This is a genomic window from Pseudomonas mangiferae (assembly GCF_007109405.1).
In the GTDB taxonomy this organism is placed as follows: domain Bacteria; phylum Pseudomonadota; class Gammaproteobacteria; order Pseudomonadales; family Pseudomonadaceae; genus Pseudomonas_T; species Pseudomonas_T mangiferae.
In genome coordinates, this window is record NZ_VJOY01000002.1 from 1 (window position 1) to 14,436 (window position 14,436).

General features: G+C 71.2%; 12 protein-coding genes. 8 read left to right on the forward strand and 4 right to left on the reverse strand.

Going from position 1 to position 14,436, the window contains the following annotated elements; all coding sequences use genetic code 11:
• Window positions 1-57: 57 nt before the first annotated feature.
• Both FM069_RS02245 and FM069_RS02250 read right to left on the reverse strand, forming a co-directional pair.
• The gene (locus FM069_RS02245) at window positions 58-912 is read right to left on the reverse strand and encodes a MaoC family dehydratase (protein ID WP_143486656.1); all 855 of its coding nucleotides are present in this window, start codon (window positions 910-912) and stop codon (window positions 58-60) included.
• Between the two features lie 198 nt (window positions 913-1,110).
• Window positions 1,111-2,469, reverse strand: coding sequence for a 3-oxoacyl-ACP reductase (locus FM069_RS02250; RefSeq protein WP_143486657.1), 1,359 nt, complete (start codon window positions 2,467-2,469; stop codon window positions 1,111-1,113).
• Window positions 2,470-2,607: 138 nt separating this feature from the next.
• Between FM069_RS02250 and FM069_RS02255 the strand changes: the two genes are divergently transcribed.
• The 4 genes from FM069_RS02255 (at window position 2,608) to FM069_RS02270 (ending at window position 9,680) form a co-directional block, all read left to right on the forward strand.
• Window positions 2,608-3,885, forward strand: coding sequence for an acetyl-CoA C-acetyltransferase (locus FM069_RS02255; RefSeq protein ID WP_143486658.1), 1,278 nt, complete (start codon window positions 2,608-2,610; stop codon window positions 3,883-3,885).
• Between the two features lie 63 nt (window positions 3,886-3,948).
• Window positions 3,949-4,737, forward strand: a complete 789-nt coding sequence (locus FM069_RS02260; protein ID WP_143486659.1) for an AraC family transcriptional regulator — start codon at window positions 3,949-3,951, stop codon at window positions 4,735-4,737.
• 146 nt (window positions 4,738-4,883) lie between these two features.
• Window positions 4,884-8,432: a response regulator gene (locus tag FM069_RS02265; RefSeq protein WP_233281968.1), complete on the forward strand. Its 3,549-nt coding sequence runs from the start codon at window positions 4,884-4,886 to the stop codon at window positions 8,430-8,432.
• Window positions 8,433-8,492: 60 nt separating this feature from the next.
• A complete protein-coding gene (locus tag FM069_RS02270; RefSeq protein ID WP_143486660.1) occupies window positions 8,493-9,680 on the forward strand; it encodes a response regulator in 1,188 nt (395 codons plus the stop codon).
• 24 nt (window positions 9,681-9,704) lie between these two features.
• On the opposite strand, the gene FM069_RS02275 is transcribed toward FM069_RS02270, so the two are convergent.
• On the reverse strand, window positions 9,705-9,992 hold the full coding sequence (locus FM069_RS02275; RefSeq protein WP_143486661.1) for a DUF2218 domain-containing protein: 288 nt from the start codon (window positions 9,990-9,992) through the stop codon (window positions 9,705-9,707).
• Between the two features lie 70 nt (window positions 9,993-10,062).
• On the reverse strand, window positions 10,063-10,701 hold the full coding sequence (locus tag FM069_RS02280) for an NAD(P)-dependent oxidoreductase (protein WP_143486662.1): 639 nt from the start codon (window positions 10,699-10,701) through the stop codon (window positions 10,063-10,065).
• Window positions 10,702-10,811: 110 nt separating this feature from the next.
• On the opposite strand from FM069_RS02280, the gene FM069_RS02285 reads away from it, so the two are divergent.
• From FM069_RS02285 to FM069_RS02300, 4 genes are all read left to right on the forward strand, one after another.
• On the forward strand, window positions 10,812-11,699 hold the full coding sequence (locus tag FM069_RS02285) for a LysR family transcriptional regulator (protein WP_143486663.1): 888 nt from the start codon (window positions 10,812-10,814) through the stop codon (window positions 11,697-11,699).
• 77 nt (window positions 11,700-11,776) lie between these two features.
• Complete coding sequence (locus FM069_RS02290; protein ID WP_143486664.1) at window positions 11,777-12,670, forward strand: PA4780 family RIO1-like protein kinase; 894 nt, start codon at window positions 11,777-11,779, stop codon at window positions 12,668-12,670.
• Window positions 12,671-12,861: 191 nt separating this feature from the next.
• A complete protein-coding gene (bfr, locus tag FM069_RS02295; protein WP_143486665.1) occupies window positions 12,862-13,326 on the forward strand; it encodes a bacterioferritin in 465 nt (154 codons plus the stop codon).
• 197 nt (window positions 13,327-13,523) lie between these two features.
• Window positions 13,524-14,405 (forward strand): EamA family transporter, encoded by an 882-nt coding sequence (locus FM069_RS02300; RefSeq protein ID WP_143486666.1) that lies wholly within the window; start codon window positions 13,524-13,526, stop codon window positions 14,403-14,405.
• The last annotated feature ends 31 nt before the right edge of the window (window positions 14,406-14,436 follow it).

A 14,436-nucleotide genomic window follows, 5' to 3' on the forward strand; every position in this document is an offset into this window, starting at 1 on the left:
GGGCGGGCGGGGGCGCCTAGCTTCGGTCGCCGACGCCCATCCTGCAAGTTGTGGCGATCAGCCCACCTGGTGCCAGTTGCCGCTCAAGTAGGGCACTTCGTCGGCACCATGCAGGGCGAACTGGCCGTGGGGCGCCGGGGCACTGGCGAACAGCACCGCTTCTCCCGGCAGCAACAGCGGCTTCTGGAAGCGCACGTCCACCACGTAGCCGGCCCGGGGCAGGCGGTCGTTGAGCACCGCCAGGCTGCGGGCCTTGCTCCACAGGCCGTGGGCGATGGCGCGGGGGAAACCGAACAATCGCGCGGTAAGGGCCGAAAGGTGGATCGGGTTGTAGTCGCCGGAGACCCGGGCATAGGCGCGGCCGGTGTCGGCGGGCGCCTGCCAGCGGTCGATCTCGGTGAGTTCCAGCGGGTCTTCGGGGGCCTTCTCCAGGGGCGTGCCGGGGACCTTGGCACCGCGGCAGAGCAGGCGGCTCTCGCCTTCCCAGAGCAGCCCCAGCTGGTCCTCCAGGCGCAGCACCAGGGTGAACAAGGCACCTTTCTCGTGGGGCTGCAGGTGGGCGGCGTGGACGCTGCCGACGAAGGGACCTTCGCCCCCCAGGGGGCGCACCACCCGGATACGGTTGCCCAGGTGCACCAGGCCCACCGGCGGGAACGGGAAGGCCGGGTCGGTGAGCAGCGCCATCTGCAATGGGAACAGCAGCACGTGGGGGTAGGTGGGTGGCAGCAGGCCGTTGTCCGGGTAGCCGCAGACCTTGCGGTAGCGCGCCAATTGCTCGGCCTCCACCCGCACCCGGCTGCGCACGCCGAAGGCCGGCAGCGTGGAGCCGCGGATACCGCGGCGCAGCGCGGCCTGGGCGAACAGGCCGGGGAGGGCGGGTGGGGAAGGCAGGTCGTGCCAATCGGTGGCCATGATCGAACTCCTTGAATACCGCGCCGGCGTCACCGGCGCGCTGAATGCCGAGGGGGCGGAAGGCGAACCGGGTCTGCAACGGCGCCTGGGGCGGTCGCCGGACCGGCAGGCCGCGCGGAGAACGGCCTGCACCGGGATAGGAAGGTCCCTCCGGTGAAGAACGTACTGGCGCCCGCCAGGTGACGGTCGGCCATGGGCTCAGGCGCCGATCAGGCTCTGGCCGCAGACCCGCAGGACCTGGCCGGTCACCGCCCCGGAGGTGGGCTGGGACAGCCAGGCGATGGCCTCGGCCACGTCCTGGGGCAGGCCGCCCTGGCCCATGGCGTTCATCCGCCGCCCGGCTTCCCGCACGGTGAAGGGCATGGCCGCGGTCATGTGGCTCTCGATGAAGCCGGGCGCCACCGCATTGATGGTGATGGCGCGCTTGGCCAGTTCCAGCTCCCAGGCCTGCACCAGGCCGATCAGCCCGGCCTTGCTCACCGCGTAGTTGGTCTGGCCGAAATTGCCGGCGATGCCGCTGGTGGAGGACACCAGCACCACCCGGCCGCCGTCCCGCAGGCGGCCGCTGTCCAGCAGCGCCTGGGTCAGCACCTGGGGCGCCTTGAGGTTGACGTCGATCACCGCGCTCCACTGGGCCTCGCTCATCTTGGCCAGGGTCTTGTCGCGGGTGATGCCGGCGTTGTGCACGACGATGTCGATGCCGTCGGCGAGGGCGTCCACCAGTTGCTGCGGGGCGTCGTCGGTGGAGATGTCCAGGGCCAGCCCGCGCCCGCCCAGGCGCGCCGCCAATGCCTCCAGGTTTTCCTGGGCCTGGGGCACGTCCAGCAGCACCACCTCGGCGCCATCCCGGGCCAGGGTCTCGGCAATGGCCGCGCCGATGCCGCGGGAGGCGCCGGTGACCAGGGCACGGCGGCCCGCCAGGGGCCGGGTCCAGTCGTTCACCTGACTGTCGTCGGCGGCCAGGCGCACCACCTGGCCGGACACATAGGCGCTCTTCGGCGAGAGGAAGAAGCGCAGCGCGCCCTCCAGGCGGTCCTCGGCGCCTTCGCCCACGTACAGCAGCTGCACGCCGCCGCCATGGCGGATTTCCCGGCCCAGGGAGCGGGTGAAGCCCTCCAGGCTGCGCTGGGCGCTGGCGGCGAAGGGATCGGCGAGGGTTTCCGGCGGGCGGCCCAGTACCACCACTCGCGGGCAGGAGGACAGCGCCTTGAGGGTCGGCTGGAAGAAGGTGCGCAACTGGACCAGTTGCTCGACGTCGGTGATGTCGCTGGCGTCGAAGATCATCGCCTTGAGCTTCGGCCCGTGCTCGGCGGTCCAGCGCGGCAGCCCGAAGCGGCCGTCCTCGTCGGCGTAGCTGGCGTCGGTGAGGCGGTTGAGCAGGCCGCTGGCGGCCTTGGCCAGGATGCCGCTGCCGCCGATCAGCAGGGCGCCTTCCACCGGCCGCGTGCGGCCGGCCATCCAGCGTTCGAGGTGGATCGGCGCGGGCAGGCCCAGCGCGCTCACCAGGCGATGGCCGACGGGGGAGGTGGCGAATGCGATGTAGCGATCGGAGGACATGGAACGAGGCTCCCGGGGATAGGCTCCAAGGATTGACCACGCCACGCCGCCACTCGTTTCATGCCGCGGTCCGCCTCGTCGGCGGCCGCGTCCCTGGACGAGGGGCGCGAGGGCCCACCCCCTTCGCGAGGATTCCCCATGACCCCGTTGCGCCGGGTCGCCATCGTCGGCGGCAACCGCATCCCCTTCGCCCGTTCCAACACCGTCTACGCCACCAGCAGCAACCAGGAAATGCTCACCGCGGCCCTGGAGGGCCTGATCGAGCGCTATAACCTGCACGGCCTGCGGCTCGGCGAGGTGGCCGCCGGCGCGGTGCTCAAGCACGCCCGGGACTTCAACCTCACCCGTGAATGCGTGCTGGGTTCGCGACTGGCCCCGGAGACCCCGGCCTACGACATCCAGCAGGCCTGTGGCACCGGCCTGGAGGCGACGCTGCTGGTGGCCAACAAGATCGCCCTGGGGCAGATTGAGTGCGGCATTGCCGGCGGTGTCGACACCGCGTCTGATGCGCCCATCGCGGTCAACGAAGGGCTGCGGCGCATCCTCCTAGAGGCCAACCGTGCCAAGACGCTGCCGGACAAGCTCAAGGTCTTCGCCAAGCTGCGCCCCCACCACTTGGCGCCGGAGCTGCCGCGCAACGGCGAGCCGCGCACCGGTCTGTCCATGGGCCAGCACTGCGAGCGCATGGCGCAGACCTGGGAAATCCCCCGGGACGAGCAGGACCGCCTGGCCTGGGAAAGCCACCGCAAGCTGGCGGCGGCCTATGCCGAAGGCTGGCAGGACGACCTGCTGACCCCCTACCGCGGCCTGACCCGCGACCAGAACCTACGCCCGGACATCGACCTGGAGAAACTCGCCACCCTCAAGCCGGTGTTCGAGAAGGGCGCCCGCGGCACCCTCACCGCGGGCAACTCCACCCCCCTCACCGACGGCGCCTCGGTGGTGCTGCTGGCCAGCGAGGCGTGGGCGCAGGAACGCGGCCTGCCGGTGCTGGCCTACCTGCGGGACGGCGAGACCGCCGCGGTGGACTTCGTCCAGGGCAAGGAGGGCCTGCTGATGGCGCCGGTCTATGCAGTGCCGCGGCTGCTGGCTCGCAACGGCCTGACCCTGCAGGACTTCGACTACTACGAGATCCACGAGGCGTTCGCCGCCCAGGTGCTGTGCACCCTAAAGGCCTGGGAGGACGCCGACTACTGCCGTGAGCGCCTCGGCCTCAGTGCGCCCCTGGGGTCCCTCGATCGCAGCCGGCTGAACGTCAAGGGCAGTTCCCTGGCGGCCGGCCACCCGTTCGCCGCCACGGGGGGGCGCATCGTCGCCAATCTGGCCAAGCTGCTGGACGTGGCCGGCAGCGGCCGTGGGCTGATTTCCATCTGCGCCGCTGGTGGCCAGGGGGTGACGGCAATCCTCGAACGCTGAGGCGGTAGGCGCCGCCGCCCGGGATCGGGCAGACTGCGGCGACCGCCCCCGGAGCGCCCTGGCATGCCGCCGACCGGCCCGTCCACCCTGCAACGTGCGATCCCCGCGCTGACGCGCCTGCCCGGGCCCCTCTACGCCCGGGCGGAGAGCCTGCGCGCTGGCTCCTGGACCGCTCGCCACCGGCACCCCTGGGGCCAGCTGTCCCATGCCATCAGCGGCGTGCTGGGCGTGCACACCGCCGCCGGCAGCTTCTTCGCCCCGCCCCACTGGGCGGTGTGGGTGCCGCCGGGGCTGGAGCACGAGGTGGCCACCTCCACCCAGGCAGAGATGCGCAGCCTCTATGTGCGTGCCGACGCCAGCGCCTGGGCGCCGCCCCGCTGCCAGGTGCTGGAGGTGAGCCCCCTGACCCGCGAGCTGATCAAGCAGTTTTGCCGGCTACCGGCCGACTACCCCCAGGAGGACGGTCCGGCCATGCGCCTGGTGGCGGTGTTGCTGGACCAGTTGGCGGCGGCGCCGGAAGCGGCGTTCTCCCTGCCGATGCCAGCGGAGGCGCGCCTGCGCAGCCTGTGCGGCGAGCTGCTGCAGCAGCCGGACCTGGCCCATACCCTGGGCGACTGGGCGCGGCGCCTGAACACCTCGGAAAAGACCTTGAGCCGTGGCTTCCGCCGGGAGACCGGGCTGACCTTCCGCCACTGGCGCCAGCGCCTGCGGCTGCTGTCGGCCCTGCAGCCCCTGGAGCGCGGTGACAGCGTGACTCAGGTGGCCCTGGCCAGCGGCTATGACTCGCCGTCGGCGTTCATCGCCGCGTTTCGCGGGCTGTTCGGGGTCACCCCGGGCGACCTGTTCCGCTGAATGGCGCGACGCTTCGTCGAAGGATGTACGGCGCCCACCCGCGTAGCCGGCGCGCCGGCTACGCTTCAGGGATCGCCTCGCGCCGGGCGCGGCCCGGGTGTGGGGCGCAGGACCGGCAACGCCGACGGATGGGATCGGGAATGGGCATGAAAACCATCGGCAGGCGCATGCTTGTCGCCCTGTGGCTGTATGCGGGGGTGGTGGCCGCGGACGCCCTGCAGCCACCCCTGAGCGACGGCGAGCGAGCCTTGCTGGCGCGCCAGCCGGTGCTGCGGGTGGGGGTGGTGCAGGACGGCTGGCCGCCGTTCGAGTTCTACCGCGACGGCCGCTTCCAGGGCATCGGTGCCGACTACCTGGCACGCCTCGGCGAGCGCCTGGGCCTGCGTTTCGACGCGGTGCCGGTGGCCGACTGGCAGGCCGCCCAGCAGGCGATGCTGGATGGCCGCCTGGACTTGCTGCCGTCCACCGCCCGGGCGCCGGCACGGGAAGCCTCCTTCGTCTTCAGCGCGCCGTACCTGGTCAGCAGCAACGTGATCTTCGCCCGCCGCGACACCGAGGTGCAGAGCCTTGCCGACCTGGCCGGGCTGCGGGTGGCGGTGGAGCGCGGCTACGCGCTGCGCGAGGTGCTGGCGGTACGGGTGCCGCGCATCCGCCTGGTGACCCGCGAGGACACCGAAGCGGCCTTGCGCGCCCTGGCCGCCGGCGAGGCGGACGCCTACGTCGGCGATGCCATCGTCGCCCGCTACCTGATCGGCGAGTTCAACCTGGGCAACCTGGAAATCCGCGGCGAGAGCGGCTTCGGCCCCAGCGAGCTGCGCTTCGCCCTGCGCCGCGACCTGGCGCCGCTGCTGCCGCTGATCGACCGTGCTCTGCAGAGTCTCGGCCGCGACGAGCGCCAGGCGATCCAGGAGCGCTGGCTGCCGCCCCTCACCGAGTTCAACTGGGGCAAGGCCGCCGAGGTGGCCTGGCCCTACGCGTTGCTGTTGCTGGCGGTGCTGGCGGTGGTGCTGATCTGGAACCGCTGGCTCACCGAGCAGGTGATCGAGCGGCGTCGCGCCGAGGCCGAGGCGCAGCGCCAGCGCAGCATCCTCCTGGCGCTGCTGGACGCGATTCCCGACCCCATCTGGTACAAGGACCCCCAAGGGCGTTACCTGGGGATGAACCAGGCCTTCGCCGAGCTGCTGGGGCGGCCCATCGAGACCCTCATCGGCTGCGACGATCGCCAGCTGTTCGGCGGCTGGCGCGCCCAGGAAGCCATGGCCCGGGACCTGACCGCGATGTCCGCCAGCGCGCCGCTGGAGAACGAGGTGTGGCTGAGCTACCCCAACGGCCGCCGGGTGCTGTTCGACAGCCTGCGCAGCGCCTTCCACGACGAGGGCGGGCGACTCCTGGGCACGGTGGGGGTGAGCCGCGACATCACCGCCCGCAAGCAGAGCGAGGAGGCCATGGAGCAGGCCAAGGAGTTGGCCGAAGAGGCGGCCCGGGTGAAGTCCAACTTCCTCGCCAACATGAGCCATGAGATCCGCACCCCCCTCAACGCCATCCTCGGCATGTCCCACCTGGCCCAGCAGACCGCCTGCGACCCGCGCCAGCGCGACTACCTGGACAAGGTGCGGCAGGCCGGCCAGCACCTGCTGGGCATTCTCGACAACGTGCTGGACTTCTCCCGCATCGAAGCCGGCCGGCTGGCGGTGGAGCGCGTCGAGTTCGACCTCCACGCGGTGCTGGAGAACCTCGTCGGGGTGATCGGCGAGCGAGCGACGGCCAAGGGCCTGGAGCTGCACTTCGACGTCGACCCGCAGCTGCCGCTGCACCTGATCGGCGACCCGTTGCGCCTGGGGCAGATCCTCATCAACTACGTCAACAACGCGGTGAAGTTCACCCCCCGCGGGCAGATCGACGTGATCGCCCGCAGCGAGGGGCGCAACGGTGAACGGCTGCTGCTGTACCTGGCGGTGCGCGACACCGGCATCGGCCTGGACCCGGCGCGGGTGGCGCGGCTGTTCGAGCCGTTCCGCCAGGCGGACAACTCCACCACCCGCCAGTACGGCGGCACCGGGCTGGGCCTGGCCATCTGCCGCAGCCTTGCCGAGGCCATGGGCGGCACGGTTGGCGCCGACGGCCGGCCCGGCGAGGGCAGCCTGTTCTGGTGCCGGCTGCCCCTGGGGGTGGCGCGCCTGCAACCCCGCGAGCGGCCCCTGGCCGACCTGCGCGGGCGCCGCGCCCTGGCGGTGGGGGAGCGCGGCCCGGGCGCCTCGGCGCAGGACCTGCTGGACGCCCTGGGCCTGCGCGCCGACGCGGTCGCCAGCGGCGCCGAGGCGCTGCGGGACACCTGGCAGTCGATCCTGCGGGGCGAGCCCTACCATTTCATCGTGCTGGACCGGCGCATGGCCGACATGGACGGCATCGAGCTGGCGCGACGTATCCGCTCCTTGGAAAGCTACCCACCGCCGTTCCTGTTGCTGGCGGCCGAGGATGGCGAGGACTACACGCCGCTGCGCCAGGCCGAGGTGGACGACATCCTGGCCAAGCCGCTGCGCCCGGCGGCCCTGCGCGCCGCGCTGCTGCGCTGCCTGGGCACGCCGCCCGAGGCGGACGTCCCGGCGGCGGCCGCTCCCGCGGAACGCGGACCGGAGGCCGCCGCGAGCCTGGAGGGTGCCCGCGTCCTGCTGGTGGAGGACAACCCCCTCAACCGCGAAGTGGCCTGCGAGCTGCTGCAGCAACTGGGGCTGGAGGTGGACTGCGCGGAAGACGGCGAACAGGCCTTGGAGCGCCTGCGGGCCGCGCCGGAGGGGGCGTTCGGCGTGGTCCTGATGGACATGCAGATGCCGCGCCTGGACGGCCTCGGTGCCACCCGGGCGCTGCGCCGCGACCCGCGGTTCCGCACCGTGCCGATCATTGCCATGACCGCCAACGCCGGGGTGGCCGACCGCGAGCGCTGCCTGACCGCCGGCATGAACGATCACCTGGCCAAGCCCATCGAGCCGGACCTGCTGCGGCGCACCCTGGCCCGCTGGCTGGCCATGCCCGCCACGCCGTCTGCCCGGTCGGACGCGATGCCCGAGTGGACCCTGCCGGGGGTGGACATCGCCGGGGGCCTGCGCCGCGCCCTGGGTCGCGTGCCGTCCTACCAGCGCCAGTTGCAGCGATTCGCCGCCAGCCACCGGGATTTCCCCGAATGCCTGCGAGCCGCCCTGGCCGCCGACGACCGTGGCAGCGCGGAGCGGCTGGCCCATGGCTTCCGTGGCCTCGCCGGCACCCTGGGCGCGACCGTGCTGCAAGAGCAGGCCGAGGCCCTGGAGCAGGCGCTGAGGGCCGGGGCCGACGCGGCGGCGCTGGAAACCTTGCTGCAGGCGCTGAGTCCTACCCTTCAGGCCCTGTCGCAGGCGATCGACGCCCAGTTCGAGGCGCCGCCGGTACGGCCCGAAGCGGTGGACGAGGCCAGCCTGGCATCCCTGGTGGAGCGCCTGCTGGCGCTGCTGGAGGACGACGACCCGCGGGCCGCCCGCCTGTTCGACACCGAGGCCGGCGCCCTGCGCGGGGCGTTCCCCGCCGACTACCCGGCCCTGGCCGCCGCCGTCCAGGGCTTCGAGTTCCAGGCCGCCCTGGTGCTGCTGCGGACCGCCGCCGAGCACCGCCGGGAGCGGTCGCCAGGCGAGGACGAGGGTGACGGCCAGAGCGGGCGAAGGATGTAGCGACGGACCCGGTTTCGGCCGGGCCCGGTTTTTCAACGTGACGAGGCGCCACGACGGGACATGGACGAAATGCTCGACAGACCCGACCAGCCAGTGATCCTGGTGGTCGACGACACCCCCGAGAACCTGGAGCTGATGAGCGAACTGCTCCTGCTCGACGAGTACCGGGTGAAAGTGGCCAGCAACGGTACCCACGCGTTGCGCATCGCCCTGGACACGCCGCCGCCGGACCTGATCCTGCTGGACATCATGATGCCGGGCATGGATGGCTACGAGGTCTGCCGGATGCTCAAGGGCAACCCGGCCACGGCCGGCATCCCGGTGATCTTCCTCACCGCCAAGAGCTCGGCGGAAGACGAGCAGCTGGGCCTGGACGTGGGCGCGGTGGACTACATCGCCAAGCCCATCAGCCCGCCGGTGGTGCTGGCGCGGGTGAAGAACCACCTGCAGCTCAAGGCCACCGCCGATTTCCTGCGGGACAAGAGCGAGTACCTGGAGCTGGAGGTGAAGCGCCGCACCCGGGAGAACCAGCGCCTGCACGACGCCACCATCGAGGCCATGGCCGCCCTGGTGGACCTGCGGGACAGCCCTGGCGGCCGGCGCCTGCTGCGCATCGAGCGCTACGTCTGCCTGCTGGCCGAGGCGCTGATCCGCCAGGACACCGCGGACGACCTGAGCCTGGAAGACGTGGAGGTGCTGGGCAAGTCGGCGCTGCTCCACGACATCGGCAAGGTGATCCTGCCGGATCGGGTGCTGCTCAACCCCGGCGCCCTGGACGCCGAGGACCTGGCGATCCTGCATCGTCACCCGGTGGCTGGGCGCGATGCGCTGGCCATGGCGGAGCGTCGCTTCGGCGGCTCGGCGGACTTCCTCCACTACGCCAAGGAAATCGCCTACAGTCACCACGAGCACTGGGATGGCAGTGGGTTCCCCGAGGGCTTGAAAGGCGAGGCGATTCCCTTGTCGGCGCGCATCGTCAGCATCGCCTACCACTACGACCGGCTCACCAGCCGCCACCCCTACCACACGCCCCTCACCCCGGAGGAAGCCTCGCTGCAGATCCAGGCCGGCGCCGGCCGCCTGTTCGACCCACAGCTGGTGCAGGTCTTCACCGACGTGGCGGAGCCGTTCGCCGCCATCGCCCGGCGCCTGGCGGATACCGACCGCGCCCTCAGCGGCGAGCTGGAGCGCCTGGAGCAGTCCCTGGCAGAGACCATCGAGCTGGAGCCGCCACCGCCCTCGGAATGACGGCCGAGTGGCGGCGCAGACGCGTCACGCCGCCTGCCAGTTCAGGGTCAGCGCCTCCTGCCAGGCGAAGCGCTCGAAATGGCTGGCCAGGACCTCCTTCAACCGGTCCAGGTCCTCCTCGCGGGCCGCCTCGGCCCGCAGCACCAGGCCATCCTCCTGGGCCTCCAGGGTACCGACGCCAAAGGCAAATTCGATGCGCCCCTGGCGCTCGTCGTAGCGGACCGGGATCTTGTGGGCGAAGTGTTTGCACAGGCGGCCGATGTAGCGGCCGGGGGTGTCGGTGAGGACCTTGGCGCTGGCGCGTATGCTCATGACGTGTTCTCCGGGAAGAAGGGATCGGGCGGTCGGATAGGGCATCCGACCGCGGCTCCGGGCGGACGACTCAGTAGCCGACCGTGAAGCGGCGCCGGCTGTGCTGCGGCCGCTCGGCTTCGTCCAGCAGGGCGACCGCCAGGTCGGCGACGGAAATGTGGGCGGGCGTGTCGCCGTTCATCAGCACCTGGTCCTGGCTCAGGCGGAAGCGTCCGGTGCGTTCGCCCGGCTGCAGCAGCGCCGGCGGCGAGAGGAAGCTCCAGTCCAGTTCGGTTTCCGCCTGCAGCAGGTTCAGCGCCTGGCGCGCGCCCTCGGCGCCTTCCTTGTAGGCGGCCGGGAAGCCCTCGGTGTCGATCAGTTGCAGGCCGGGTGCCACGTACAGGCTGCCGGCGCCGCCGACGCTGAGCAGGCGCACGCCGGCGCGCTTGCTGGCGGCGATGATGGCCTGGCTGCCGCGCACGAACAGCGCGCGGATGTCCGCTTCCTTCCAGCCGGGGTTGAAGGCGTTGAGCAGTACGTCGTGGCCGGCCAGGGCCCGTGCCAGGCCATCGGCCTCGTAGGCGTCGGCCTGCACGGCGGTCAGGCGGTCCCGGGCCGGGAGTTTCTCGGGATGGCGGACCAGGGCGGTCACCTGGTGGCCACGGTTCAGGGCTTCTTCCAACAGGGCGGAACCGACGAAGCCGGTGGCGCCGATCAGGGCGATACGCATGGGATGCTCCTTTGGAGTAGGGTGCGGGGTACGGTGGCGTGCATGATCGCCGCGCCCCGGAGGCGGAAAAAGGGGCTTTGGTGCCTTGCACTCTTAAGCGGAGCTTCACAATGCAGCAGTTGAACCGCATGGTGGTGTTCGCCACGGTGGTGGAGAAGGGCACCATGGCCGCGGCCGCCGAGGCCCTGGGCATGAGCGCCTCGGCGGTGAGCCAGCAGATCCGCCGGCTGGAGGCGGGCACCCAGGTCAGCCTGCTGCACCGCACCACCCGCAAGCTGACCCTGACCGAGGCCGGCGCGGCGTTCTACCGCAGCTGTGCCCAGGTGCTGGAGCTGGCGCGCCAGGCCGAGCAACGCCTGGCGGAGCTGCGGGACGCGCCAGTGGGAGAACTGCGCATCGCGGCGCCGGTGGGCTTCTCCGGGCGGCCGCTGACGGATGCCCTGGCGCCGCTGCTGCAGGCCCATCCGGGCCTGAGCCTGCGGCTGTTCTTCCACGACGAGTCCATCGACCTGATCGAGCAGCGCATCGACCTGGCGATCCGCGTCGGCCACCTGGAAGACTCCAGCCTGGTGGCCCGCCACCTGGGGGATTCGCCGTTGCTGCTGTGCGCGGCGCCGGCCTACCTGGCGCGCCGGGCGCCGCTGCGCCGCCCCGAGCAGCTGCTGGAACTGGACTGGCTGAGCCTGAGCCAGGAGCGCTTCCATACCCTCGACCTGCGCCATGCCGGCAGCGGCGAGCAGCAGCGGCTGCGCATGGAGAGCCGGGTGGTGTGCAACAACATCGTCTCCCTGCGCCACTTCACCCAGGCGGGCATGGGCATCTCGGTGCAGCCGGAGGCCGAGGTCCGCGCGGAGCTGGCGGACGGCCGCCTGCAGGTGCTGCTGCCGGAGTGGAAGCTGCCGCCCCTGGGCATCTACATCGTCACGCCGCGCCGCGACGCGCAACCGAAGGTGCGCTACGCCATCGAGGCACTGCGTCACACGTTGCTGCGGGATTGACCGCGCTGCCGTGCGACGGCCGGCGGATTCCCGTATAAAGACCCCATGAGCCGCCACGAGGACAGCGACGTACACGCATGAAGACACCCAGACGCATCGAACCCCTGGTGGAAGACGGCTTGGTCGACGAGGTCGTGCGGCCGCTGATGAGCGGCAAGGAGGCGGCAGTCTACGTGGTGCGCTGCGGCAGCCAGTTGCGCTGCGCGAAGGTCTACAAGGAGGCCGACAAGCGCGGCTTTCGCCAGGCCGCCGAGTACCAGGAGGGCCGCAAGGTCCGCAACAGCCGCGATGCCCGCGCCATGGCCAAGGGCTCCAAGCATGGCCGCAAGGAGCGCGAGGAAGCCTGGCAGAACGCCGAAGTGGCGGCGCTGTTCCGCCTGGCCGGCGCCGGGGTCAGGGTGCCCAAGCCCTACGACTTCCTCGACGGCGTGCTGCTGATGGAACTGGTCACCGATGGCGACGGCGATGTGGCGCCGCGCCTCAACGACGTGGCGCTGACCCCCGAGGATGCGCGGGAATTCCATGGCTTCATGATCGGCGAGATCGTCAAGATGCTCTGTGCCGGCCTGGTCCATGGCGACCTGTCGGAATTCAATGTGCTGTTGGGGCCGGACGGGCCGGTGATCATCGACCTGCCCCAGGCGGTGGACGCCGCCGGCAACAACCACGCGTTCCGCATGCTGGAACGGGACGTCGGCAACATGGCCGCCTACTTCGGCCAGTTCGCTCCGGAGTTGCTCTATACCCGCTACGCCAAGGAAATGTGGGCGCTCTTCGAGGCCGGCGACCTGACCCCCGACAGCGTACTCACCGGCGAGTACGACGAGCCGGAAGAGGACGCGGACGTCGACGCGGTGATGCGCGAGATCAAGGCCGCCCTGGCCGACCAGGCCCGCCGCGAGGCGGCCCGCGCCGAGGCCGAGGAGGACGCGCCGCCCCGCGAACCGGAGCCGCCCTGGCAGCGCTCCTGACCACCAGCGGACGGGTGGCGCCTGGGTCTATCGGGACCGGGGTGCCCCGCCGTCCCGCGGCCCCGCGGTTTTCCGCTCGCCCGAAGCGCCCGCGGCAGCGTTGCCCATCACGCCCGGCGCTTGACCCGTGTCAGCATGCGCAGGATGCTTTCGCCGTTGAATGATCTTTTTCCCCTTCGAAGGAATCTCCCATGCAAGGCCAGGCGGACGTCGTCGAATACCTCAAGGACCTCCTGCGCGGCGAACTGGCCGCGCGTGACCAGTATTTCCTGCACTCGCGGATGTACGCCGACTGGGGCTTCGAGAAGCTCTACGAGCGGATCAACCACGAGATGGAGGAGGAGACCCAGCACGCCGACGCGCTGTTGCAACGCATCCTGTTCCTGGAAAGCACCCCGGACATGACCCCCAAGGCGCTCAATGCCGGTCGCACGGTGCCGGAGATGCTGCGCAACGACCTGATGCTGGAATACGAGGTGCGCGCCGCCCTGAGCAAGGGCATCGCCCTGTGCGAGCAGCATGGCGACTACCAGAGCCGCGAGATCCTCCGGGTCCAGCTGGAAGACACCGAGGAAGATCACGCCTACTGGCTGGAGCAGCAGCTCGGCCTGATCGACCGCATCGGCCTGGAAAACTACCTGCAATCCCAGGCCTGAGGCCGTCCAACCTTCCCGCACTGCGCGTCCGGTGTCCGCCGGACGCGTCGGCGACGGGCGCGCCGCGCCTGGCGGCATGCCCCGAGGTCCCGTCGTCCGGCCTTGCTGTCGACGACTGTTACTCCCCAGCTGTATCCATTTGTTTCGGCGCCAGCCTGATAGGGTGACCCGGTCATTTCAACCGGGGAGTCTTCGCCGTGCCCGTGCCGCATATCCTTCTAGCCCTGCTGGTCACCCTCATCTGGGGGGTGAACTTCGTCGTCATCAAGGTGGGGTTGCATGACTTCCCTCCGCTGCTGTTCTGCGCCCTGCGCTTCGCCCTGGCGGCGCTGCCGCTGTTGATATTGCGTGGTCCGATGCCGGCGCCGTTCTGGCGCATCGTGCAGATCGGCGTGCTGCTGGGGGTGGTGAAGTTCGGCCTGCTGTTCGTCGGCATGCACCTGGGGATGCCCGCCGGCCTGTCGTCCCTGGTGCTGCAGAGCCAGGTGTTCTTCACCGTGCTGATCGCCGCCGCCCTGCTGGGTGAACGGCCCAGCCCGCGTGCCCTGGCGGGCCTGGCCCTGGCCGCGGCGGGGCTGGTGCTGATCGCCAGCGAGCGACCGATGGGCGACAGCCTGCTGGCGTTCGGGCTGGTGATCGTGGCGGCGCTGGCCTGGGCGTTCGCCAACATCGCCACCAAGCGCTCTGGCGCCCACGACATGCTGCGGCTGATCAGCTGGGTCAGCCTGATCCCGCCCCTGCCGTTGCTGCTGCTGTCGTGGATCTTCGAGGGGCCCGAGGCCATCGGCGCCGCGCTGCACGGGATCACCTGGGGCGGCGTCGGCGCCCTGGCCTACATCGCCTTCCTCGCCACCACCGTGGGCTTCGCCCTGTGGAGCTTCCTGCTGCGGCGCTACCCGGCCAGCCTGGTGACGCCGTTCGCCCTGGCGGTGCCGATCTCCGGCCTGCTGGCGGGCTGGCTGTTCCTCGACGAGAGCCTGAGCGGCCGGGCGTTGTGGGCCTGCGTGCTGGTCTTCGGCGGCCTGGCGGTGACGGTACTGCCGGCACGCCTGTGGCGTCGGCGGGCCGCGGTCGCCTGAGACCGCCGGCGGCCTGAAACCCGGGAACTGC

What these genes read in the sequence shown, in the direction of transcription:
- bfr (WP_143486665.1), top strand. Translation starts at nt 12,862, where the DNA reads ATGCAAGGCCAGGCGGACGTCGTCGAATACCTCAAGGACCTCCTGCGC.
- FM069_RS02245 (WP_143486656.1), bottom strand. Translation starts at nt 912, where the DNA reads ATGGCCACCGATTGGCACGACCTGCCTTCCCCACCCGCCCTCCCCGGC.
- FM069_RS02285 (WP_143486663.1), top strand. Translation starts at nt 10,812, where the DNA reads ATGCAGCAGTTGAACCGCATGGTGGTGTTCGCCACGGTGGTGGAGAAG.
- FM069_RS02260 (WP_143486659.1), top strand. Translation starts at nt 3,949, where the DNA reads ATGCCGCCGACCGGCCCGTCCACCCTGCAACGTGCGATCCCCGCGCTG.
- FM069_RS02255 (WP_143486658.1), top strand. Translation starts at nt 2,608, where the DNA reads ATGACCCCGTTGCGCCGGGTCGCCATCGTCGGCGGCAACCGCATCCCC.
- FM069_RS02265 (WP_233281968.1), top strand. Translation starts at nt 4,884, where the DNA reads ATGAAAACCATCGGCAGGCGCATGCTTGTCGCCCTGTGGCTGTATGCG.
- FM069_RS02275 (WP_143486661.1), bottom strand. Translation starts at nt 9,992, where the DNA reads ATGAGCATACGCGCCAGCGCCAAGGTCCTCACCGACACCCCCGGCCGC.
- FM069_RS02250 (WP_143486657.1), bottom strand. Translation starts at nt 2,469, where the DNA reads ATGTCCTCCGATCGCTACATCGCATTCGCCACCTCCCCCGTCGGCCAT.
- FM069_RS02290 (WP_143486664.1), top strand. Translation starts at nt 11,777, where the DNA reads ATGAAGACACCCAGACGCATCGAACCCCTGGTGGAAGACGGCTTGGTC.
- FM069_RS02280 (WP_143486662.1), bottom strand. Translation starts at nt 10,701, where the DNA reads ATGCGTATCGCCCTGATCGGCGCCACCGGCTTCGTCGGTTCCGCCCTG.
- FM069_RS02270 (WP_143486660.1), top strand. Translation starts at nt 8,493, where the DNA reads ATGGACGAAATGCTCGACAGACCCGACCAGCCAGTGATCCTGGTGGTC.